Here is a 16,957-nt window from a genome sequence, read left to right on the forward strand (position 1 = left end):
AAGCGGCCCTGTTCCAGCAAGTAAAGGCCTTCATCCACCCTTTGCAGCTGCCTTTTAAAAAACATTCCTGAAACGGCTCCATAAATCAGCCCTGCCGTCATGACCAGACTTGGCAGGAAAATGACGAAGGGCAGCCCCATGACCACTTTCTCCCATAACAAGCCCCAGTCGGACAGCGGGAAAATAAAGAAAACCACCGCCGGCAAAAGAAGCGAAAGAACGAAGGAAACACCTAGGGCACTCAAGATCTGGCGTGTCACGATGCTCATACCCGCTTCACCTCTAAATCCCCAACAAGGATGGACGTGATGATATGCACTTTATGGTCCGCTTCATCGAAGCCCGCTGTTTGAAAAGAATGGATTTGATTAAAGACCCTCGATTCAGGCTTATTTTCAAAAATCCGTGCTCTCCCCGCCATGACGGAATGATGGACCCTTATTTCGATGCCATACGGGATGAGGACCGTGATATTGCCAATGATATTCCTAAGGGAAATGACGGCATCCCCTTTCGGCAGGATCGTCCGGCTCAAATCAATGACCGTATCACCGACCCCGCTTTGAACATTCACGGAATTCCATTCGTATACCTGCTCACCCGTTTGTTGATGGCCGAACAACTTATTTTGAAAGAGATGCCCACTTTTCAATAACGGCTCCTTATGGACTTGTTCTTCGTCAATCCCTTCATTGGTGATGATCGGGTTGATCCAATCGGGATTCTTTTTCGACTGATAATATAAAAGTAAGAAATAAATGAGAATGGCGAAAAGGAAAAACTTAAAAACGAACATATTCAAAACTGTGATGATCAGTGAGATCAGTCCTGTAAAAAATAAAATCTTCCCGATTGTCCGCTTAGTGAATTTCCTGCCCAAATAGATTAAGACAACCGAAAAAGCAAGCGGAAACAGTAAGCCTCCACCCTTGAAGGAAATCTCCAAAAAAAGCAAGACGATTCCGATGAGGAAGATCCAACCCATATAATCCGTTTTCATTTTGTTCAACATCGGCCCGCCTCCCTTGTAATTGATCATGATACTCTTAAAAGGCGCAGTCAACCGCGCCTTTTAAGAATACCACGAATCGATTAGGTTCTAACAGAGCGTTTTCCCTCATCCTGCGCATTTGGAGGATAAGGGATCACAGCCATGCATGAATAATATTTACGCTTCTTTCTGTTCCAATTCCTTTTCAAGCTGGGCGATTCTCGCATCGATGGTATGCCGGTTATAATCGGTATCGACTTTATGCTCGATGCGGTCAATATAGTGCTCCATCTCTTCAAACATCGCTACCGGTTTGGCCTCCGTGCGGCCTGCATCCAACACTCGATTGATCCGGTGGTTTGCCCGGGCAATATTCTCCCTGCCCATCAATTCCATCCGCTTTAAATGCATATCCTTGAGCTTATGCTTCATTTCTTCATATTTACGCTCCAGCTCAGCCAACTGAACCTCCGCACTCTTATGCGCCTCCATCAAGCTTTGCGCACGATCTTCATAGTGCAGGCTTTCCTTAAGGGCAAATTCCATTAAATCCGTTTCACCGGACTGCTTCGCAACCTCGGCTTGGTTTTTGCGTTTTTCAGCTAAACTTTGCGCTTGATTATATTCACGCGTAAACTCTTCTTTCAGAAGATATTGACGCTCAAGCAGCTTGCCGACCTTCTCCGTCTCCTGCTCACACTGCCGCAAATATTGATTCAGCATGCCAATCGGATTCTTTTGCTCCTTCTTATCAAGCAAATCATGAAAGTCCGCCGAAATCGTTTGTTTCATTCTAGAAAATAAATTACCCATTACCTATCCATCCCTTCTATTAGTTCTTATTCAAATCTTTCCACTCTCTTTCAAAATTGGAGAATGGATCATTTTCAGTTGATGCATTTTCATCATTGTCATTCCATTTTTTATAGACGAGGTAAAGTACATAAGCTGCCACCAATCCCAAAATCGCCGGAATATGGGAAATAGAAACAATCAGCACGATTACGCAAACTGACCCCCACGCGACCTTGGCCCCTGTCGAATCGGACTTCATGAACTGCTTGAACCCAAAGTATAAAATCGCCAAGCAAATCGCCAAACCGATCAATGGACCCACATTCGCCAGCAGCACGAACAATGCAATCAAACCTACAATAAACAAACCAAATTTCTTCATCGTTTTCGTCCTCCTTTCCATGTATATATCTTATCTATTTTTCCAAATTCGTATAATGAGCCTTAGCTATATTTTCATATAAGACCTAAGGCGTAGCGTATATAAGTCCCCCAACACTGAGAAGGAAAATTAAGCTGGTCCACTCACCAATTTGGCGGTCTTACTCGCGAATTCGGCGCCCGGCTCGTTTTTTGTGCTGCTTTCTATTGAGTTTGGGCACTTTATTCGTGAGTTTGGCTGGTTTTCTCGCGATTTGGGCGCTCGGCTCGTTTTTTGTACTGCTTTCATTATTGCCCGGCGATAAAGACAAAAAATCTTCCGGTTGTATTAAACCGAAAGATTTTTTGCGTTATCCATTATACATATAGGCCTTCGACGTAAACGGAGGTGATGGTTTGAGCGATTTCTTCGACAGAGCTTTGATGCTCGTTCCTAACGATTTCCCAGAGGTACATTTCATTTGTGAAAAACCAGCCTTTTGCAACAATCTCATGGTTCAATTCGGCTCTTGCCAGTCCTTTTTGCTGTGCATAGGCGACGTCCTTTGATATTCGCTGGGTGAATTTCAGGCGGATGGCTTTCCATTTATCTGAAATGGCGGCCGACATTCCTATGGCCTGTTCGAAAACCTGGAGCATATTGCGTTCAGCCTCTGCCATTAATAAAAAAGCCTTGGCTTGGTTGTTTATGATTTGTCTCGCTTCGTCTTTTGATTTCGGAAAGAAAGAGGTCTCGGCAATGTCATAGAATTGCCCCATCACATTCTCCATTAATACTATTAATAGATCCTCTTTTCCTTTAAAGTGCACATAGGCCGTTCCATATCCGATATTCGCCCTTTTGATCATCTGGGATATGACTGCGGCTTGATAACCTTCTTCAAGAAAAATTTCTTTTGCAGCTTCCAATAGCTTTTGCCGTGTCATCATCGAGCGTAAATGCCGTTTATCCCCTATTTGGCCATCAATCATGCATGCCCATCCCCCCTTATATCTAGCATAAAGGATTTCCATTAAAATAAAAACGTTTGCAGTAAATTGAAGTATTTGTTAATTATTTTAATTTTCTGATTTTTTTATTGACATGATGTCATATTCTTTGCTACGATTTTCCTAGAAAGATAAGTATTTTTATATAGGAGGTCACTATGGTTACAACATACACGTTGGATTACGCGAAACAGCTGGATGAACAAGATGCCCTTCATGCATTTAGGAATGAGTTTTATTTAAAGCCTGATTCCATCTATATGGACGGGAACTCCTTAGGTCTGCTTTCAAAAAGGGCTGAGCGCACTCTTTTGGAATCTTTATCGGATTGGAAGGAACATGGGATCGACGGGTGGACACAGGGAAAACATCCATGGTTTTTCATGGCTGAGGAACTGGGGGCAAAAATGGCCCATTTGGTCGGTGCTTCCTCCGATGAGGTCATCGTAACCGGCTCGACTACGGTGAATCTGCATCAGCTCGTGTCCACCTTTTATAAGCCTGAAGGATCCCGCACAAAAATCCTGGCGGATGAGCTGACCTTTCCGACAGATATTTACGCACTCCAAAGCCAGTTGCGCACTCATGGGCTCGATCCGGAAACCCATCTCATCCGAGTGAAGAGCCGGGACGGCCGATTCCTTGAAGAGGATGATATCATCGAAGCCATGACCGATGATATCGCTCTCATCATCTTGCCGACGGTCCTGTATCGCAGCGGCCAAATATTGGATATGAAACGTCTGACCGAGGAAGCCCATGAAAGAGGAATCATGATCGGATTTGATGGATGCCATTCGATTGGTGCGATTCCGCATTCGTTCAGGGAATGGGATGTTGATTTTGCTTATTGGTGCAATTATAAGCATTTGAATGGCGGCCCTGGCGCCGTTGGCGGCTTGTATGTAAACCGTAAACACTTTGGGACGATGCCTGGATTGGCCGGCTGGTTCGGCTCAAGTAAAGAAAAACAATTCGATATGGAGCATACGTTAACTCAAGCCGATTCCGCTGGTGCCTACCAAATTGGGACACCGAATGTGTTAAGCTGTGCCCCTTTAATCGGATCCTTGGAAATTTTTATGGAGGCAGGAATTGAAAACATCCGGGGAAAATCTCTCAAAATCAATCAATATTTAATCGACTTGGTCGAAAATGAGTTGAAGGACATGGGGTTTTTCATCGGGACGCCTAGAGAAGAAGCTCGGCGCGGCGGCCATGTCAGTTTAGAGCATAAAGAAGCTGCACGCATTTGCAAAGCATTGAAAGCTAACGGCGTGATACCGGATTTCCGGGCGCCTAACATCATTCGCCTAGCTCCGGTTGCGCTCTATACCTCCTACGCGGAAGTTTGGGAAGTCGTCCGAATCCTCAAAAAAATCATGACAGAAAAACAATATGAAAAGTTTAAAAATGAACGTGAAGTCGTGGCATGACAATAAAGCCTGGGGGACGCCCTCCCCCAAAGGTTTGATTGGCTTTACATAAAGAAAGGGGATGAAATATGGAGAACAACAATATACAATTGAATAGGAAAGATGATCCAGAAAAAGGATTGAAGCGATCATTGGAAACCAATCAGCTTTCGATGATTGCCATGGGCTGTGCCATTGGGACGGGTTTATTCCTTGGCAGCGGGCTTGCCATTCAAGCGGCAGGTCCAAGTGTATTGCTCAGCTATGCACTGGGGGCTTTCATTGTCCTGCTGTTGATGGGCTGTTTGGCAGAAATGACAGTGGCTCATCCCACTTCCGGATCGTTTGGGGCCATTGCTGAAACGTACATGAATCCCATGGCGGGTTATCTTGTTCGCTATTCTTACTGGATTAGCAATGTCTTGGCTGTTGGCGTGGAAGTTAGCGCAGTCAGCGTGTATATGAAATATTGGTTCCCTGCCGTACCGGGAATCGTATGGATTTTTCTGTTTGCAGGTGTCCTTATTTATGTAAATGCCACTAGCGTAAATACCTTCGCTACATTTGAATATTGGTTCTCCTTTCTTAAAATAAGTGCCATCGTTGGTTTTATCCTCCTTGGAGCCTATGTACTACTCGGTACATCAGAGCCACATATAGGACCGCAGAACTTCGTGAATGAAGGAGGTTTTTTCCCATTTGGCTGGTGGGGAATGTGGGTAGCCGTATTCATTTCATTATTCAGCTTTCTTGGAACCGAAATGATAGCGATTACATCAGGCGAAGCAAAAGATCCCGATGTAGCCGTTCCGAAAGCATTAAAAGCTACGGTTTTTCGTTTATCCACTTTCTATGTCCTGACAATCGGGATCATGTTGATGATCGTTCCATGGAAAACAGCTGGAATCGAGGAAAGCCCCTTCGTAAAGGTGATGGAGATCTTGAACATCCCCGGTGCTTCCGGAATCATGAATTTCATCATTTTAACGGCCGCGCTATCTGCCATGAATGCTCAGCTCTATGCTTCGACACGCATGATGTTTTCGTTGGCGCGGCGGGAAAATGCACCTAGCATTTTAGGGAAATTAAACAAAAGGAACGTTCCGGCAAATGCACTGGCTGTCTCGACAACGGGGATTTTCATTGCTGCAGGCGTTCATGCTTTACTTCCAGGTTCCTCCTATGCCTTCATGATGGGCATTTCCATGTTCGGTGCCATTTTCACTTGGTTCATGATCTTCATTTCCCATTTGTATTTCAGGGTGCAATGGGATAAATCAGGCGGCCGTAGGCTACCGGTAAGAATGATCGGCTTTCCCTATCTAACCATTTTAGGTGCAGGCCTTTTATTCTGCCTGATGATTACGACTTGGTTTACGGATTTCAAAATCATGCTCCAATTCGGGGTTCCTTGGCTGTTATTTTTATCTGTTGCTTATTTCGTTTCGAAAAAAAGAAATTCGATTCAGCATCCAGGACAGGAATCTCCCAATAAGAAGATAACTTAGAATGACATATCACCGTCTTTGTATATGAAAAGTGAGGGGATTAGCGGAATGAAGAATATGAATGACAAGGAACAAAACGGGTCTGGACTAGAAAAAAATATCCAAACCGATTTTCAAAAATCGATGTCTTACGGGGATTATCTCCACCTCGATCAGATTTTATCGAGTCAGCATAGGTGCTCCGACCATCATGATGAAATGCTTTTTATCATTATCCATCAAACGAGTGAGTTATGGATGAAACTCATTTTACATGAATTGAGGGCTGCCACAGAGTGCATCCGACATAACAATCTGGAGCCCTCGTTTAAAATGCTGTCACGTGTTTCGAGAATCCAACAGCAGCTGATTCAGTCATGGAATGTCCTTGCAACCTTGACCCCGGCTGAATACATGGAGTTCAGGGACAAACTGGGACAATCCTCAGGATTCCAATCCTATCAAAATCGCCTGATTGAATTTGCGCTGGGAAACAAAAATGCCCATACGCTAGCAGTCTATCAGCACGAGGCCGACCTCTATGAGCAAATGCAGCAGGCCCTTCATGACCCAAGCATCTATGACGAGGCGATCACCGCTCTTGTCGCGCGTGGGCTGCCTGTTGATCAAGACGCCATCAGTCGCGATTGGTCGCAAAAATATGAACCGAATGCCAGTGTCGAGGATGCTTGGCTGACCGTTTATCGCGATGTCGAGCAATATTGGGACTTATATGAGCTCGCAGAGAAGTTAGTGGACATCGGCCACCAGCAACAATTATGGCGCTTCAATCATATGAGTACCGTCGAAAGGATCATTGGCAACAAAACCGGAACCGGTGGATCATCCGGTGTTACGTATTTAAAAAGGGCTCTCGACCAACACTTTTTCCCAGAACTTTGGAGCTTAAGAACGAAGCTATAAGAAGAATAATGCTGGAGGTAACGCATGAGTACATGGATTGATATTTCACAGCGACTGGATGAACAAGTCGCAACTTGGCCGGGCGATACACCATTCTCATACAAAGTAAGCTGGAGCAAGGAAGAAAGCGGATCGGTCAATGTAGGCCAAATCAGCATGAGCGTCCATACTGGTACACATATCGATGCACCGTTTCATTTTGATAATGAGGGAAAACGGGTGATTGAATTGGATCTCGATTTATATATCGGGTGTTCCCGTGTCATCCACTTACCTAACAGGACGAACATAGGCGTCACTGATTTGGCCAATCACGACCTGCAAGGCGTGACCCGGCTGTTAATTCGGACGGATGCTTGGAAGGATAGGAGCGTATTTCCGGAAACCATTCCCCCTATCCAACCGGAATTAGCCGCTTATCTTTCAGGTCTTGGCATTCGGCTTCTTGGCCTAGATTTACCTTCGGTCGATCCATTGGAAAGCAAAGAGCTGTCTGCCCACCATGAACTTGCCGGCCATGGAATTCACATTCTTGAGGGCCTTGTTTTGGACGGGATAGATCCCGGGAATTATGAATTGGCTGCCCTTCCCCTGCCATTGGTTCATGCAGATGGAAGCCCGGTTCGTGCTGCATTGAAAAAAATCCCTTGAATGGGATCATCCGAAAAAACGGAAGTGGCTCCCGGATCATGCGGGAGCCATTCTTTTTATGACTGTCGCCGACGGGTATGGACATAAATTTTTTTGAAAATCCAGCCTTTGATTATCTCGGCTCCACATGTATAGTTAGAACTACTAAAATAACTTCAAGGAGTGTTCTTAATGTTTATAAAGCTAACAAAAGAGCAACAAGAATTAATGATAGCCGATATCCAATATTTTTTTTCGCAAGAAAGAGATGAGGAAATAACTGAATTCGCTGCAGAACGAGTATTGGACTTCGTTAAAGAATCGCTCGCCCCCCATTTCTATAACGCCGCCGTCCATGATGTCAAACATGTTGTCGAACAGCAATATTCTTCCCTTGAAGATGAAATATTAACGCTCGAACGACCGATCAAAAGATAAGCGATTTCACGAGCCTTGATTTATTGAAACTCGCGGGTAAATGGCGCCATTCTGTCATATGCCCCTTTTTCCGGCAATGAACAAAAGCGCGGGTAAACGGCTGAAATTCATAAATAAAATGCCCAATTGATGAATATTTTCCTTTCGTCGCTCCCTCAACTGTGTTTGTTTATGTTATAATCTTCTGAATTCAACAACGAGAATGGAGGTCCGTATATGGATAACTTTTATTTGTTCGTGCTTATGTGCATTCTTCTCATTCTTTTGCCTGGTCCGGATACGGCAATAGCCACTAGGAATACGGTTACCGATGGGACGAAGGGTGGGTTTAAGACGATGCTGGGCACTTGCTGCGCCCTGCTCATTCATACTTCAGCAGCCGTGTTTGGTCTTTCTGCGATCATCGTGAAGTCGGCTTTGTTGTTTTCCGTCTTCAAATATGTGGGGGCCGTTTATCTGGTCTATCTAGGGATCAAAACGTTATGGGGATTAAAGAATAATCAAGCCGACAATGGCACAGTGGTACCCGCGAAAAGCAGGTATGAGAGCCATTCATGCTTCAAGCAGGGGTTTCTTACCAATTTACTCAACCCTAAAGTGGCCGTGTTTTTCTTGACGTTCCTGCCTCAGTTCGTGGATCCGGGCAATAAGACCTTTTTGCCGTTTTTGATCATGGGGATAACGTATACCGTTTTGACGGCGCTGTGGTTCATTTTTTATATCTATCTGTTGAACCAGATCAGCACTTTTATGAAAAAGCCGAGGACGCAGGCGATTTTTGAGGGTTTGACTGGAACCGTTCTGATTGGTTTTGGGATAAAGCTGGCACTGGAAAAAGCTCATAATTAATTGGAGCTGCACATCAATTGGGACATCTGTCATAATTGGTGTGCAGTTTTTTCTCCATTTGAATGGGGGATATTTTTATAATTGCTATCGATTCAAACGCTTTGCCAAACGGAGATTGCGGCATCATCGGTCATGACGCTTTCCGTTTTCCCCTTCCCCTCTTCATATTGCCTTTCATTCAACGTATCCATTCACAAAAAAACCGATCGTTTCAAGTTCATGTTCCGTTAATTCCCGTTTTGCCTCTTTTGCCAATTCCCGCTCGATTTTGGCTCGATCTCCTCGATGCTCGACGACAGCTCTGGTGCATTGTTTCATTAATTTTAGTTCAGCCTCCATTTCCTGCTTCGTGCAAGGCTGATCATGATGGGAAAGTATATATGTATCGGCATCATAGGCTTCAATGTTCTCGACGAGCCTCGAGGCCTGTTCAGCGGTATAATTCCATTTTTCCGCATAAAGATTGGCGTAAAAGCAGTCTCCAAGAAATAATGTTTTTTCCTCTGGAACATAAATGATGCAGGAATCCTTGGCATGATCACCGCCGACGTGTTCAATGATACAGGTTACATCGCCGAGATCGATCGTCAGCTTTTTTTCAAACGTGATATCGGGCAGCGGCATGGAAATTTCTCGATTTCTTCCAAGCTCCAGCTTGATGGCATCCGCACAAAATGGTATCTCCGTGCCTGCTTCAACCCGCTGGTCAAGAGCTTGATCTTCCCAAGAGAGCGGCTGCATTTCCTTAATATGCTGATAGGTTTTTTCGTGACAAATGACTGGAATTCGGATATGCTCCAGTCCGAATACGTGGTCCCAGTGGGAATGGGTCAATACAAGCAAATCCCCGCTTATATCATGTTTAAGCAATTCGTCCTGAAAGAGCTGTGCGTGCCCCACGGAGTTACCGGCATCGATGAGGAGCGTTTTCTTGTTTCCCGTGACGGCGGCAAGAACCGGCCGATCCGTTTTTTGGACCGGTGTCAGGTAGACGATATGTTTCGAAAGGTGCTGTAAAGTTTGCATGATTGTTTCTCCTTCGGATAGATAGTGTGGATGGAAGCCTAAGTATACCAAACCCGTGCGATTCCAAGGCATTAAATGAACCTGTTGCAATATACCGTTATTTTCGAGAGAGCGTTCAAAAAGGTGGCTTTAAAGTAGGATTCATCCTTTTTTATGTCTTCCGGTGGCTCGATATATTTTTTATCAGCAGCAACTAGTGTACTATCCGCAATTTTAGAATCGATCGCCTCAATTAGCTGGGAGGCGAATGGTTCACTATCAATGATCACCATCGATTCCGTATTTAAAAAGGCAGATCGTGAATCCAAATTGAAGGAACCGACTGCACTTAACCTTCGATCATATACTACTGACTTCCCATGCAATGAATACAGCTTCGAATATTCATAAAGCCTTGCCCCCGTCTCAACGATACGATCCCTAAGCCCTAAATAACTGGAAAAAGCGATTACATTTGGAGTCGATGTCACCGAATTGGTCAATATCGTCCACTCGGCTTCAGCATCCAGTCGATTTGGCACGTACTCCTCCAACATGTCGGCCGGAACGATATAAGGGCTCTGGATGAATACCGATCGCTTCGCCTCCGCTGCAATATCCACTAATGATTTCCACACAAAAGGATATTTATAGAAACGCTCGATTGGATTATGAAGGAAAGAAACTTTTTGCGTAGTGGCTGTTGACGTGTTCCAATCGTTGGTCGGATGAACGAAATCGGCATTCGCATGCCAGGCCTCACGATATTGACTGGATAATCTCGCCCTCATCTTTTTTCCTTTTTCCGTTTGTTTCTTGGAAAGATCCGCAAAAACCTCGCTCGTATATGGATGATTCCATAATTCATTCAAATAGCCCTTCATATCAACGATGACACTGTCTTTTTCTTGTTTCGCATTAAAAATCAGGACATCGCGGTCGTAGACAAAATCCTTAGGCGGCTTGCTTGCCAAATACTTATCGGCAATATTCCTGCCCCCGATGATGGCTAACTTGCCGTCCACTGTCATGATTTTGTCATGAAGCCGATTGTGCCAGGTCCATGGCCTGAATGGCTTGAAGGTTTCGTAGTACCTTAATTCGATATTTTCATGTGATGACAATGCATAGCGGGAATTCCGCAATTCACCCCTCAGGCCATGGCAAATTCCGTCCAGGAGGATCCGGACCTTGACGCCGCGATCGGCTGCTTCGATCAAAGCTCCCAGAAGCAGTTCGCTCGTTTCCCCTTTTGCGATGGAGTAGTAGGCAACATCGATCGATTCCTTCGCTTCCTGAATCATTTGCATGCGGGCCAGTCCTGATTCATATCCGTCTTCAAGAAGCTGCACACGATCGACGGTTGATCCTTTTGTTCCCATATAGGTACTTATGTGATCCGTCATCCTGCCAGCTTCTTTTTCCTTGGGAAAGCAGAAAATGACCACTGCCGCCACCACTACATAAAGAAAATATACTAAAAGAACAAGCAAAAACCCCTTCCATGCCATTTTGGCAGCCATTGACCATCCCCCCTTACCCGATATGTTACTACTATTCGTAATAAGCAAGGCTGCTATTCAGTTTAAATAAATAACCCTTCCTGGCGGCTGAAATGCCGGAAACTTGGACATTTATTTTTCTTTTAAATGTGACAAAGTCGTGAACATGTAAGCAGTTGCATACTATTATATAGAAGGAGGGATTTTATGAATAACAAAATAAGCATCTTCAATTATTGCTTCCCATTAGGTGTGTCAGAGGTGTTCTTCTTATCCAGCTTTTATCTTTCCATCCTAGACGTCTCTCTATTTGCTTTAGCTTTACCATTTTCCGCCTTGTTTCTCCTGATATCCGTGTACCTATTCCTTCGAACGAATAAAGCGGCCAAAGCTTTACTTGACCAAGAAGAACGAAGAAGGGAGATTCATGCCTTTTACCATCAGTCCTTCGGGATTTTTGCGATCATTTTCGCTGCGTTACTTTTTGCTTCCTTAGCTTATATTCCCCTAATGGAAAACGGAGGACACTTCTACCTTCTTTATTGTTTACCCATGGCGTTATGCTGCTTGATTCCTGTAGTCACATCTTATAAAGGAATGAAACAAAATAAACTGGAAATCGATCGCAATGCAACGACGAAAATCTAGATTTTTCCAAAAAAATCGTCAAGAGCGGGAGGGACAATCAACCTCACTGCATTACTTGGTGAATAGCAACAAAGAAAATAGACATAAAAAAAGACACTGGTTTAACCAGCGTCTTGACTGAACAGCAAACTGCATAACGAGCGGCGGCTTTCCGAAGTGAGTCAGTAGCCACTAAGATCATGAAAGTAACCCAACCCTCCACGCATCTTTCCGGATGGTGTGCAGGGGGTTGCTTTTTTTTTATACCAAAACTGCTTATTGCTCCACTACTCGGCCATCTTTATATATGTTGAACCAGCCGATCGTACCTGTACCGCCTTGATCGATCCAATCCTGGTTGGCGGCTTTAAATAGGTAATACGCTTTTCCTTTGCCATCTTTCAGCAATCTGCCGTCACCGCTGAATACGATCTTGCTCCCTAGCTTTTTCTTGCCTAGCGCAATTGCATCCTTATCCGTGAACTGTTTTCTTTCGACCTTATTTTCATCCAAGGCTGCCCATGTCTTCGGCCCGACGATACCATCCGAGCTCAGATTGTGCTCCACTTGAAATTCCCTAACGACATTTTGCGTTTGCGTACCGAAGATGCCATCAACACCCACAGTATATTTAACATCCTTAAGGCTTTGCTGCAGGTCGGTTACATAGCTTGAGCGCGAGCCTTTGCGGAGGGTCGGACGCGTTTCCGCCTTCGTTTCGATTTTCTGGACTTGGCTATCCTTTGAAGCTGCGTGGGTAATTGATGCAGCCCCTGTACCTAGTGGCGCCGCCATCAAGGCAACGGCAGGAATCATGACCAATAATTTTTTCTTCACTGTCATATTACCTCCATTCATATAATCATCAGCTGATTTTCCGACTATCTTTCTATGGAGCACATTCATTATAACGTATGCGATTGATTTATTGGGTTTCAATTACTTATTTTTAATAAAATGGTAATAAGTGTTCACGAGAGCCGAAGGTCTTCTGACTGATAGTCAAGCGTTGACCTCGATTACCAAAGTATCGAATAATTGGCCATCGATATAAACCAATATCGCCCATTTACCTGCTTCCGGCAACACCACGTTAGTGGGCAGGCTGGCATCCGCTCCATTAATTTTACCGCCGCCAATCCCGTTCCTTGACCAAACTCCTTCACTGTAAACAGGACTGATATCCTTCGATTCTTTATGATAGCCGACAAGAGACAATTGCCCCTCATCAATCCCCCAAAAGTGCCACAGCCATTTTTGGATTTCGTTTGCCTTTAATTTAGGGCCGATTATGCCGACCTTGTTCTCATTTCCTGACATGGCGCTGCCTGTATCCGTGTTAAACTCAGCGGCCGTCATTTCCCAATCGACCTCTTCAAAATCCTCTTCCGCAACAAAACCGGGAGCATCATTGGAAAGATTCTGTTTAGGGGATTGTTGGGACTCCTGAACATTGGTTGCGGTACAGCCACTTACACCCATTAAACATAACAATAATAAAACCAGCCTTTTTTTCCCGCTCACAAATAAATTCCAGCCCTTCTTTATCGTTTCATTTTGGACGCCGGCTGTTGACCTTCTTAGCAACCTAGCCCTATTGGTAAATTATAACATACAGAAATGATAGACGTTTCATTCCATAAAAAAAACCGAAATCAACGATTGATTTCGGTTTTACATGAACTCATGAGTGCACTTGCTTCGTTTTTTTGACTTCAACGACGGCCTTTTGATCGATTTTTGTAAAAATGCGCTCGACCTCCGTTTTATCATGCAACAGATGCTCGCGGTTTTCATTTAACAGTTCTTTATACGATTTTCTTCTCCTAGACATTCTTTCATTCACCTCTCAAACGATTGAACTCTCTCTGCAGGACAACCATCGGCAGTTCGTAGAGCTGTTTATTATATTTCTTGAATATGCCGAATTTCAGAAGTTCTTGGATAAGTTCTTCTTTCTTCCATTCTCTCTTATTATTTAATTGGGTAATCATCAATCACCCTCCTTAATAAATAGGCAGTCTTTCGGTACTTATGGTTATTTTGCATCCGATTCCAAACGAGAAACCGCCATTTCTTCCTTTTGCTTCCCCAACTAAGAGCCCGATTTGCAAATTCTTCACATTGCCTTACCCGATCGTATGCAGGTGCTTCCTGGTCGATTTTCAATACACGATCATAAACAGCAAATCCACATTGCTTCATCTTATCGGAGAGGATATTGATGGCACCGCAAGGCTTTGGCTGGCTCAAGTCACCTGCACCGAATAATGCGACCTTCACTCCATGAAAATCGGCTTGATCGAGCTCTTCATAAAATTCGTTTGCCTCATATGGCAAACCTTCTTGATTCCATGTATATAAACCGATGAAGGACAAATCAAACTCCTTCAACGTATCCACTTCTACCGTATCCAATCTTTCCATATATACTTCACAGCCGACAGCCAGCATTCGATTCTTTATGTTTACAGCCATTTTCTCGGTATTACCGGATAAACTGACGTAACCAATGAATACCTTCATCTATATCGCCCCCTAATTGAGAATAGCTTTCATTATACTTCTACTATAAGTGAAAATGATTCTCATTGTCAATTATATCTATCTTTTATTCACTTAAAAAAGGTTGGGTGCTAGTTGTACTCCTTGCAAAATTAGGCCTACACTGAATTAACTCTCATTTACATTTCAAATTCTTTTGCCATGATTCAAAAAGAACCCACATAAAAAGAAATAGTCCTATGATAGGACTATCCCTCTCATGTTGTTATTGACTCATTCCCTCTTCTGTAATTTCGGTCGTCACTTCGGTTGTATATTTCACGTTTGGAAAGGTTTGTCTCCATGTTTTCCCAGACCATTGTCCTCTATGTACCCGACGAAATGATTCACCCATTCCAATTGCATCCAATTCTTCTTTTTGGAGCTCGGCAATTAACTGGTTCACTTCTTCTTTAAAATATTGGCTTATTCGTTTTTCCAATGTACCAGGCGCCCCGAGATTGACGGTGAGACCATCCACTTGGATATCTAGCTTAACCGTGACCTTCGGATGACTTAAGTCTCCGTTACTTATGTACCTTACTTTACTTTTCAAAGTTCGTGTATACACGTGTTTACGTTCATTCAAGTCCAATTTCATACTGAATAATTTCCCTCTTTTTTGCTTAAGCAGTTGCAGGGTATTGCTTTTATTTACGGGTAGGATATGTTTCATTTTATAATCTCGAAATAAGACATTCCCGTTAAAGGACAATTGTTGGTCTTCTTTAATAAGCAGGGGCAGTGCAGGGTCCGATGCATGGCTGGACGTCCTGTAATCCACCTCTTGAAGGTTTGTAAAGCTAGCAAATGATTTATTGAATCTTGGTGTCAATAAACTGATGATATAGTCGTTAATTTTAGGCTCATCCATATACTTTCCTTTAATAATGTTTACAGCATCCCCTTCTGTAACCGCCATCATCATATTCATCGATAAACGGGGATTGTACCTGAAGTATTCCGTTATTTCCTTCATGCCTTTTTCTTCGGCATACTTTTGGCTGATTAGACCTACCTGCAGCTGGGAAGGAACAATCATCTTATCTATCTTCATCGATAGCTTATTCAAAGCGCCTGCAACGGTATCATCTGTGACCTCATATACTTTGTTCGATTCTTTATTTCTTGTAATCACCTGGGGAACGAGTATCGAGACTTTCGTTTCTTTTGTTGATTCCATATAATCAAAAGAAATAACTTGTACCAGGGCATAATCTTCGATAGCCGGTTGCTGAAACTGCGTGCAACCGGATAATTGAACAAGACATGTAAGCAAGAAGGTGATACTAATGAAATGTTTCAAGATTTCAGCCTCCTAATTACGAGTAAAAACAAAGGGATAATAACCAATACCAAATGGAAATATATTACCGATTCTGCGATTTTCCCTACTGCTTCACCCGAACTTCCTGGCAGACAAAGAAGGATAAAAACCATTCCTAAAGAAGCGAGCACTTTCGTATTTTCATTTTTTTCATTCCTCGTTATTTGATCTAACGCATTCTTCGCAATCCAACTGTAGGTGGCAGTCGTTCCTACAATTAGAAGGAGCCATAAATTAATGAAGAGATTATCGATTCTGACGACAAAGGAAAATTGAATTTCTTGCATGAAAGTGACTAGAGGATATTGACTATGCCGTAACTCCCAATCAGAGTAATGGATGACGGATGCGATGGTAACAAAACAATACATGGATACGACAGCCCATAAAGCGATACTCGTATGTTTGAATGCTTTTTCCTGATTGTTAACAAAGGGATAAAAGAAAAGGATGAATTCAAAACCAATAAAAGAAAAGTAGCCTTTAGGGGATGCAGCCATTAAATCCGCGACCGTGAAGTTAAGGAGCGGCAGCAGGTGTGTAAAATCCCCTTTATTAAACCCGGTAATTAGAAAAAGTATGATCCATATCGATAAAAAGAAAGACAGAATATGATATTGAGCTAGTGAAATAATAGTTCCTTTACTGACAATTGAAAAAGTGACAAAGAGAAGGGCCGTTATGATCCAAAATGTGGGGTTAGATTGAAATGTCAGTAAGTTCACTAAATGAACATACGATTTCATCACTCGAAAAATGACTAAAAGGGCATAAATATAAATCATGAAATTGATGACGTTACCTGCCACTTTACCCAATAACAACGTATTCATTTCAAATAAGGTATGATTGGGATAGTATTTGAGCAGCTTGAAAAAAAACAATAAGAGAAGTTGTATCACGATTCCATAGACGAGCGGCATGACCCATACCCCATAGCCTACCCGGCTTACATCATGAGGAAATGTAATCAACCCGACTCCTGTGATGGTGTTAATTAGTAAGAAAATAACATGTACAGCATTTAGTTTTTTCTGATTAATCATTTCCAT

Annotated in this window: 20 protein-coding genes and 1 pseudogene; 7 read left to right on the top strand and 14 right to left on the bottom strand. The window is 43.3% G+C overall.

All coding sequences use genetic code 11. From position 1 onward, the window contains the following. The 5 genes and pseudogenes from CVN76_RS06590 to CVN76_RS06610 form a co-directional block, all read right to left on the bottom strand. Positions 1-269, bottom strand: a pseudogene (locus tag CVN76_RS06590) (sensor histidine kinase); the annotation flags it as partial. Next, complete coding sequence (gene liaF / locus CVN76_RS06595; RefSeq protein WP_100530096.1) at positions 266-1,012, bottom strand: cell wall-active antibiotics response protein LiaF; 747 nt, start codon at positions 1,010-1,012, stop codon at positions 266-268. The gene liaF and the pseudogene CVN76_RS06590, both read right to left, overlap by 4 nt. Positions 1,013-1,168: 156 nt before the next feature. Then, a complete protein-coding gene (locus CVN76_RS06600) occupies positions 1,169-1,804 on the bottom strand; it encodes a PspA/IM30 family protein (RefSeq protein WP_100530638.1) in 636 nt (211 codons plus the stop codon). Positions 1,805-1,823: 19 nt separating this feature from the next. Next, on the bottom strand, positions 1,824-2,168 hold the full coding sequence (locus tag CVN76_RS06605) for a lmo0954 family membrane protein (RefSeq protein ID WP_061141897.1): 345 nt from the start codon (positions 2,166-2,168) through the stop codon (positions 1,824-1,826). 356 nt (positions 2,169-2,524) lie between these two features. Continuing rightward, positions 2,525-3,139 carry a TetR/AcrR family transcriptional regulator gene (locus CVN76_RS06610; protein ID WP_100530639.1) on the bottom strand — a complete coding sequence of 205 codons (615 nt, stop codon included), beginning with the start codon at positions 3,137-3,139 and terminating at the stop codon, positions 2,525-2,527. Positions 3,140-3,315: 176 nt separating this feature from the next. Between CVN76_RS06610 and kynU the strand changes: the two genes are divergently transcribed. From kynU to CVN76_RS06640, 6 genes are all read left to right on the top strand, one after another. Then, positions 3,316-4,593 carry a kynureninase gene (gene kynU, locus CVN76_RS06615; protein ID WP_100530640.1) on the top strand — a complete coding sequence of 426 codons (1,278 nt, stop codon included), beginning with the start codon at positions 3,316-3,318 and terminating at the stop codon, positions 4,591-4,593. A gap of 68 nt (positions 4,594-4,661) precedes the next feature. After that, a complete protein-coding gene (locus CVN76_RS06620) occupies positions 4,662-6,080 on the top strand; it encodes an amino acid permease (protein ID WP_100530641.1) in 1,419 nt (472 codons plus the stop codon). 57 nt (positions 6,081-6,137) lie between these two features. Continuing rightward, on the top strand, positions 6,138-6,983 hold the full coding sequence (gene kynA, locus CVN76_RS06625; RefSeq protein WP_100530666.1) for a tryptophan 2,3-dioxygenase: 846 nt from the start codon (positions 6,138-6,140) through the stop codon (positions 6,981-6,983). 24 nt (positions 6,984-7,007) lie between these two features. Then, entirely contained in the window at positions 7,008-7,634 is a 627-nt protein-coding gene (gene kynB / locus CVN76_RS06630) for an arylformamidase (protein ID WP_100530642.1), read from the top strand. A 171-nt stretch (positions 7,635-7,805) separates the two neighbouring features. After that, positions 7,806-8,051 carry a DUF2164 domain-containing protein gene (locus CVN76_RS06635; protein ID WP_061141891.1) on the top strand — a complete coding sequence of 82 codons (246 nt, stop codon included), beginning with the start codon at positions 7,806-7,808 and terminating at the stop codon, positions 8,049-8,051. Between the two features lie 216 nt (positions 8,052-8,267). After that, a complete protein-coding gene (locus tag CVN76_RS06640) occupies positions 8,268-8,900 on the top strand; it encodes a LysE family translocator (protein WP_061141890.1) in 633 nt (210 codons plus the stop codon). Between the two features lie 174 nt (positions 8,901-9,074). Here CVN76_RS06640 and CVN76_RS06645 read toward each other — a convergent pair whose 3' ends face one another. Both CVN76_RS06645 and CVN76_RS06650 read right to left on the bottom strand, forming a co-directional pair. Further along, positions 9,075-9,926, bottom strand: coding sequence for an MBL fold metallo-hydrolase (locus tag CVN76_RS06645; protein WP_100530643.1), 852 nt, complete (start codon positions 9,924-9,926; stop codon positions 9,075-9,077). Between the two features lie 71 nt (positions 9,927-9,997). Then, entirely contained in the window at positions 9,998-11,428 is a 1,431-nt protein-coding gene (locus CVN76_RS06650; RefSeq protein ID WP_100530644.1) for a phospholipase D-like domain-containing protein, read from the bottom strand. 186 nt (positions 11,429-11,614) lie between these two features. On the opposite strand from CVN76_RS06650, the gene CVN76_RS06655 reads away from it, so the two are divergent. Then, complete coding sequence (locus tag CVN76_RS06655; RefSeq protein ID WP_100530645.1) at positions 11,615-12,055, top strand: hypothetical protein; 441 nt, start codon at positions 11,615-11,617, stop codon at positions 12,053-12,055. A gap of 255 nt (positions 12,056-12,310) precedes the next feature. On the opposite strand, the gene CVN76_RS06660 is transcribed toward CVN76_RS06655, so the two are convergent. The 7 genes from CVN76_RS06660 to CVN76_RS06690 all read right to left on the bottom strand — a co-directional run bounded on the left by CVN76_RS06660 (position 12,311) and on the right by CVN76_RS06690 (position 16,951). Further along, positions 12,311-12,877: a peptidoglycan-binding domain-containing protein gene (locus CVN76_RS06660; protein ID WP_100530646.1), complete on the bottom strand. Its 567-nt coding sequence runs from the start codon at positions 12,875-12,877 to the stop codon at positions 12,311-12,313. Positions 12,878-13,036: 159 nt separating this feature from the next. Beyond that, a complete protein-coding gene (locus CVN76_RS06665; RefSeq protein WP_100530647.1) occupies positions 13,037-13,621 on the bottom strand; it encodes a DUF4871 domain-containing protein in 585 nt (194 codons plus the stop codon). 97 nt (positions 13,622-13,718) lie between these two features. Further along, complete coding sequence (locus tag CVN76_RS06670; protein ID WP_100530648.1) at positions 13,719-13,868, bottom strand: FbpB family small basic protein; 150 nt, start codon at positions 13,866-13,868, stop codon at positions 13,719-13,721. Positions 13,869-13,872: 4 nt separating this feature from the next. Next, positions 13,873-14,028 (bottom strand): Fur-regulated basic protein FbpA, encoded by a 156-nt coding sequence (locus CVN76_RS06675; RefSeq protein WP_100530649.1) that lies wholly within the window; start codon positions 14,026-14,028, stop codon positions 13,873-13,875. Continuing rightward, entirely contained in the window at positions 14,009-14,560 is a 552-nt protein-coding gene (locus CVN76_RS06680) for a flavodoxin domain-containing protein (protein WP_100530650.1), read from the bottom strand. Before CVN76_RS06680 ends, CVN76_RS06675 begins: the two co-directional genes overlap by 20 nt. 244 nt (positions 14,561-14,804) lie before the next feature. Beyond that, positions 14,805-15,884 (bottom strand): Ger(x)C family spore germination protein, encoded by a 1,080-nt coding sequence (locus CVN76_RS06685; RefSeq protein ID WP_157805578.1) that lies wholly within the window; start codon positions 15,882-15,884, stop codon positions 14,805-14,807. Continuing rightward, entirely contained in the window at positions 15,881-16,951 is a 1,071-nt protein-coding gene (locus tag CVN76_RS06690) for a GerAB/ArcD/ProY family transporter (RefSeq protein WP_157805579.1), read from the bottom strand. Before CVN76_RS06690 ends, CVN76_RS06685 begins: the two co-directional genes overlap by 4 nt. Between the last annotated feature and the right edge of the window lie 6 nt (positions 16,952-16,957).

It is taken from the genome of Bacillus sp. mrc49 (assembly GCF_002803435.1).

Coding starts and splice junctions, on each gene's coding strand:
- liaF (WP_100530096.1), bottom strand. CDS start 1,012: ATGTTGAACAAAATGAAAACGGATTATATGGGTTGGATCTTCCTCATC.
- CVN76_RS06600 (WP_100530638.1), bottom strand. CDS start 1,804: ATGGGTAATTTATTTTCTAGAATGAAACAAACGATTTCGGCGGACTTT.
- CVN76_RS06605 (WP_061141897.1), bottom strand. CDS start 2,168: ATGAAGAAATTTGGTTTGTTTATTGTAGGTTTGATTGCATTGTTCGTG.
- CVN76_RS06610 (WP_100530639.1), bottom strand. CDS start 3,139: ATGATTGATGGCCAAATAGGGGATAAACGGCATTTACGCTCGATGATG.
- kynU (WP_100530640.1), top strand. CDS start 3,316: ATGGTTACAACATACACGTTGGATTACGCGAAACAGCTGGATGAACAA.
- CVN76_RS06620 (WP_100530641.1), top strand. CDS start 4,662: ATGGAGAACAACAATATACAATTGAATAGGAAAGATGATCCAGAAAAA.
- kynA (WP_100530666.1), top strand. CDS start 6,138: ATGAATGACAAGGAACAAAACGGGTCTGGACTAGAAAAAAATATCCAA.
- kynB (WP_100530642.1), top strand. CDS start 7,008: ATGAGTACATGGATTGATATTTCACAGCGACTGGATGAACAAGTCGCA.
- CVN76_RS06635 (WP_061141891.1), top strand. CDS start 7,806: ATGTTTATAAAGCTAACAAAAGAGCAACAAGAATTAATGATAGCCGAT.
- CVN76_RS06640 (WP_061141890.1), top strand. CDS start 8,268: ATGGATAACTTTTATTTGTTCGTGCTTATGTGCATTCTTCTCATTCTT.
- CVN76_RS06645 (WP_100530643.1), bottom strand. CDS start 9,926: ATGCAAACTTTACAGCACCTTTCGAAACATATCGTCTACCTGACACCG.
- CVN76_RS06650 (WP_100530644.1), bottom strand. CDS start 11,428: ATGGCTGCCAAAATGGCATGGAAGGGGTTTTTGCTTGTTCTTTTAGTA.
- CVN76_RS06655 (WP_100530645.1), top strand. CDS start 11,615: ATGAATAACAAAATAAGCATCTTCAATTATTGCTTCCCATTAGGTGTG.
- CVN76_RS06660 (WP_100530646.1), bottom strand. CDS start 12,877: ATGACAGTGAAGAAAAAATTATTGGTCATGATTCCTGCCGTTGCCTTG.
- CVN76_RS06670 (WP_100530648.1), bottom strand. CDS start 13,868: ATGTCTAGGAGAAGAAAATCGTATAAAGAACTGTTAAATGAAAACCGC.
- CVN76_RS06675 (WP_100530649.1), bottom strand. CDS start 14,028: ATGATTACCCAATTAAATAATAAGAGAGAATGGAAGAAAGAAGAACTT.
- CVN76_RS06680 (WP_100530650.1), bottom strand. CDS start 14,560: ATGAAGGTATTCATTGGTTACGTCAGTTTATCCGGTAATACCGAGAAA.
- CVN76_RS06690 (WP_157805579.1), bottom strand. CDS start 16,951: ATGATTAATCAGAAAAAACTAAATGCTGTACATGTTATTTTCTTACTA.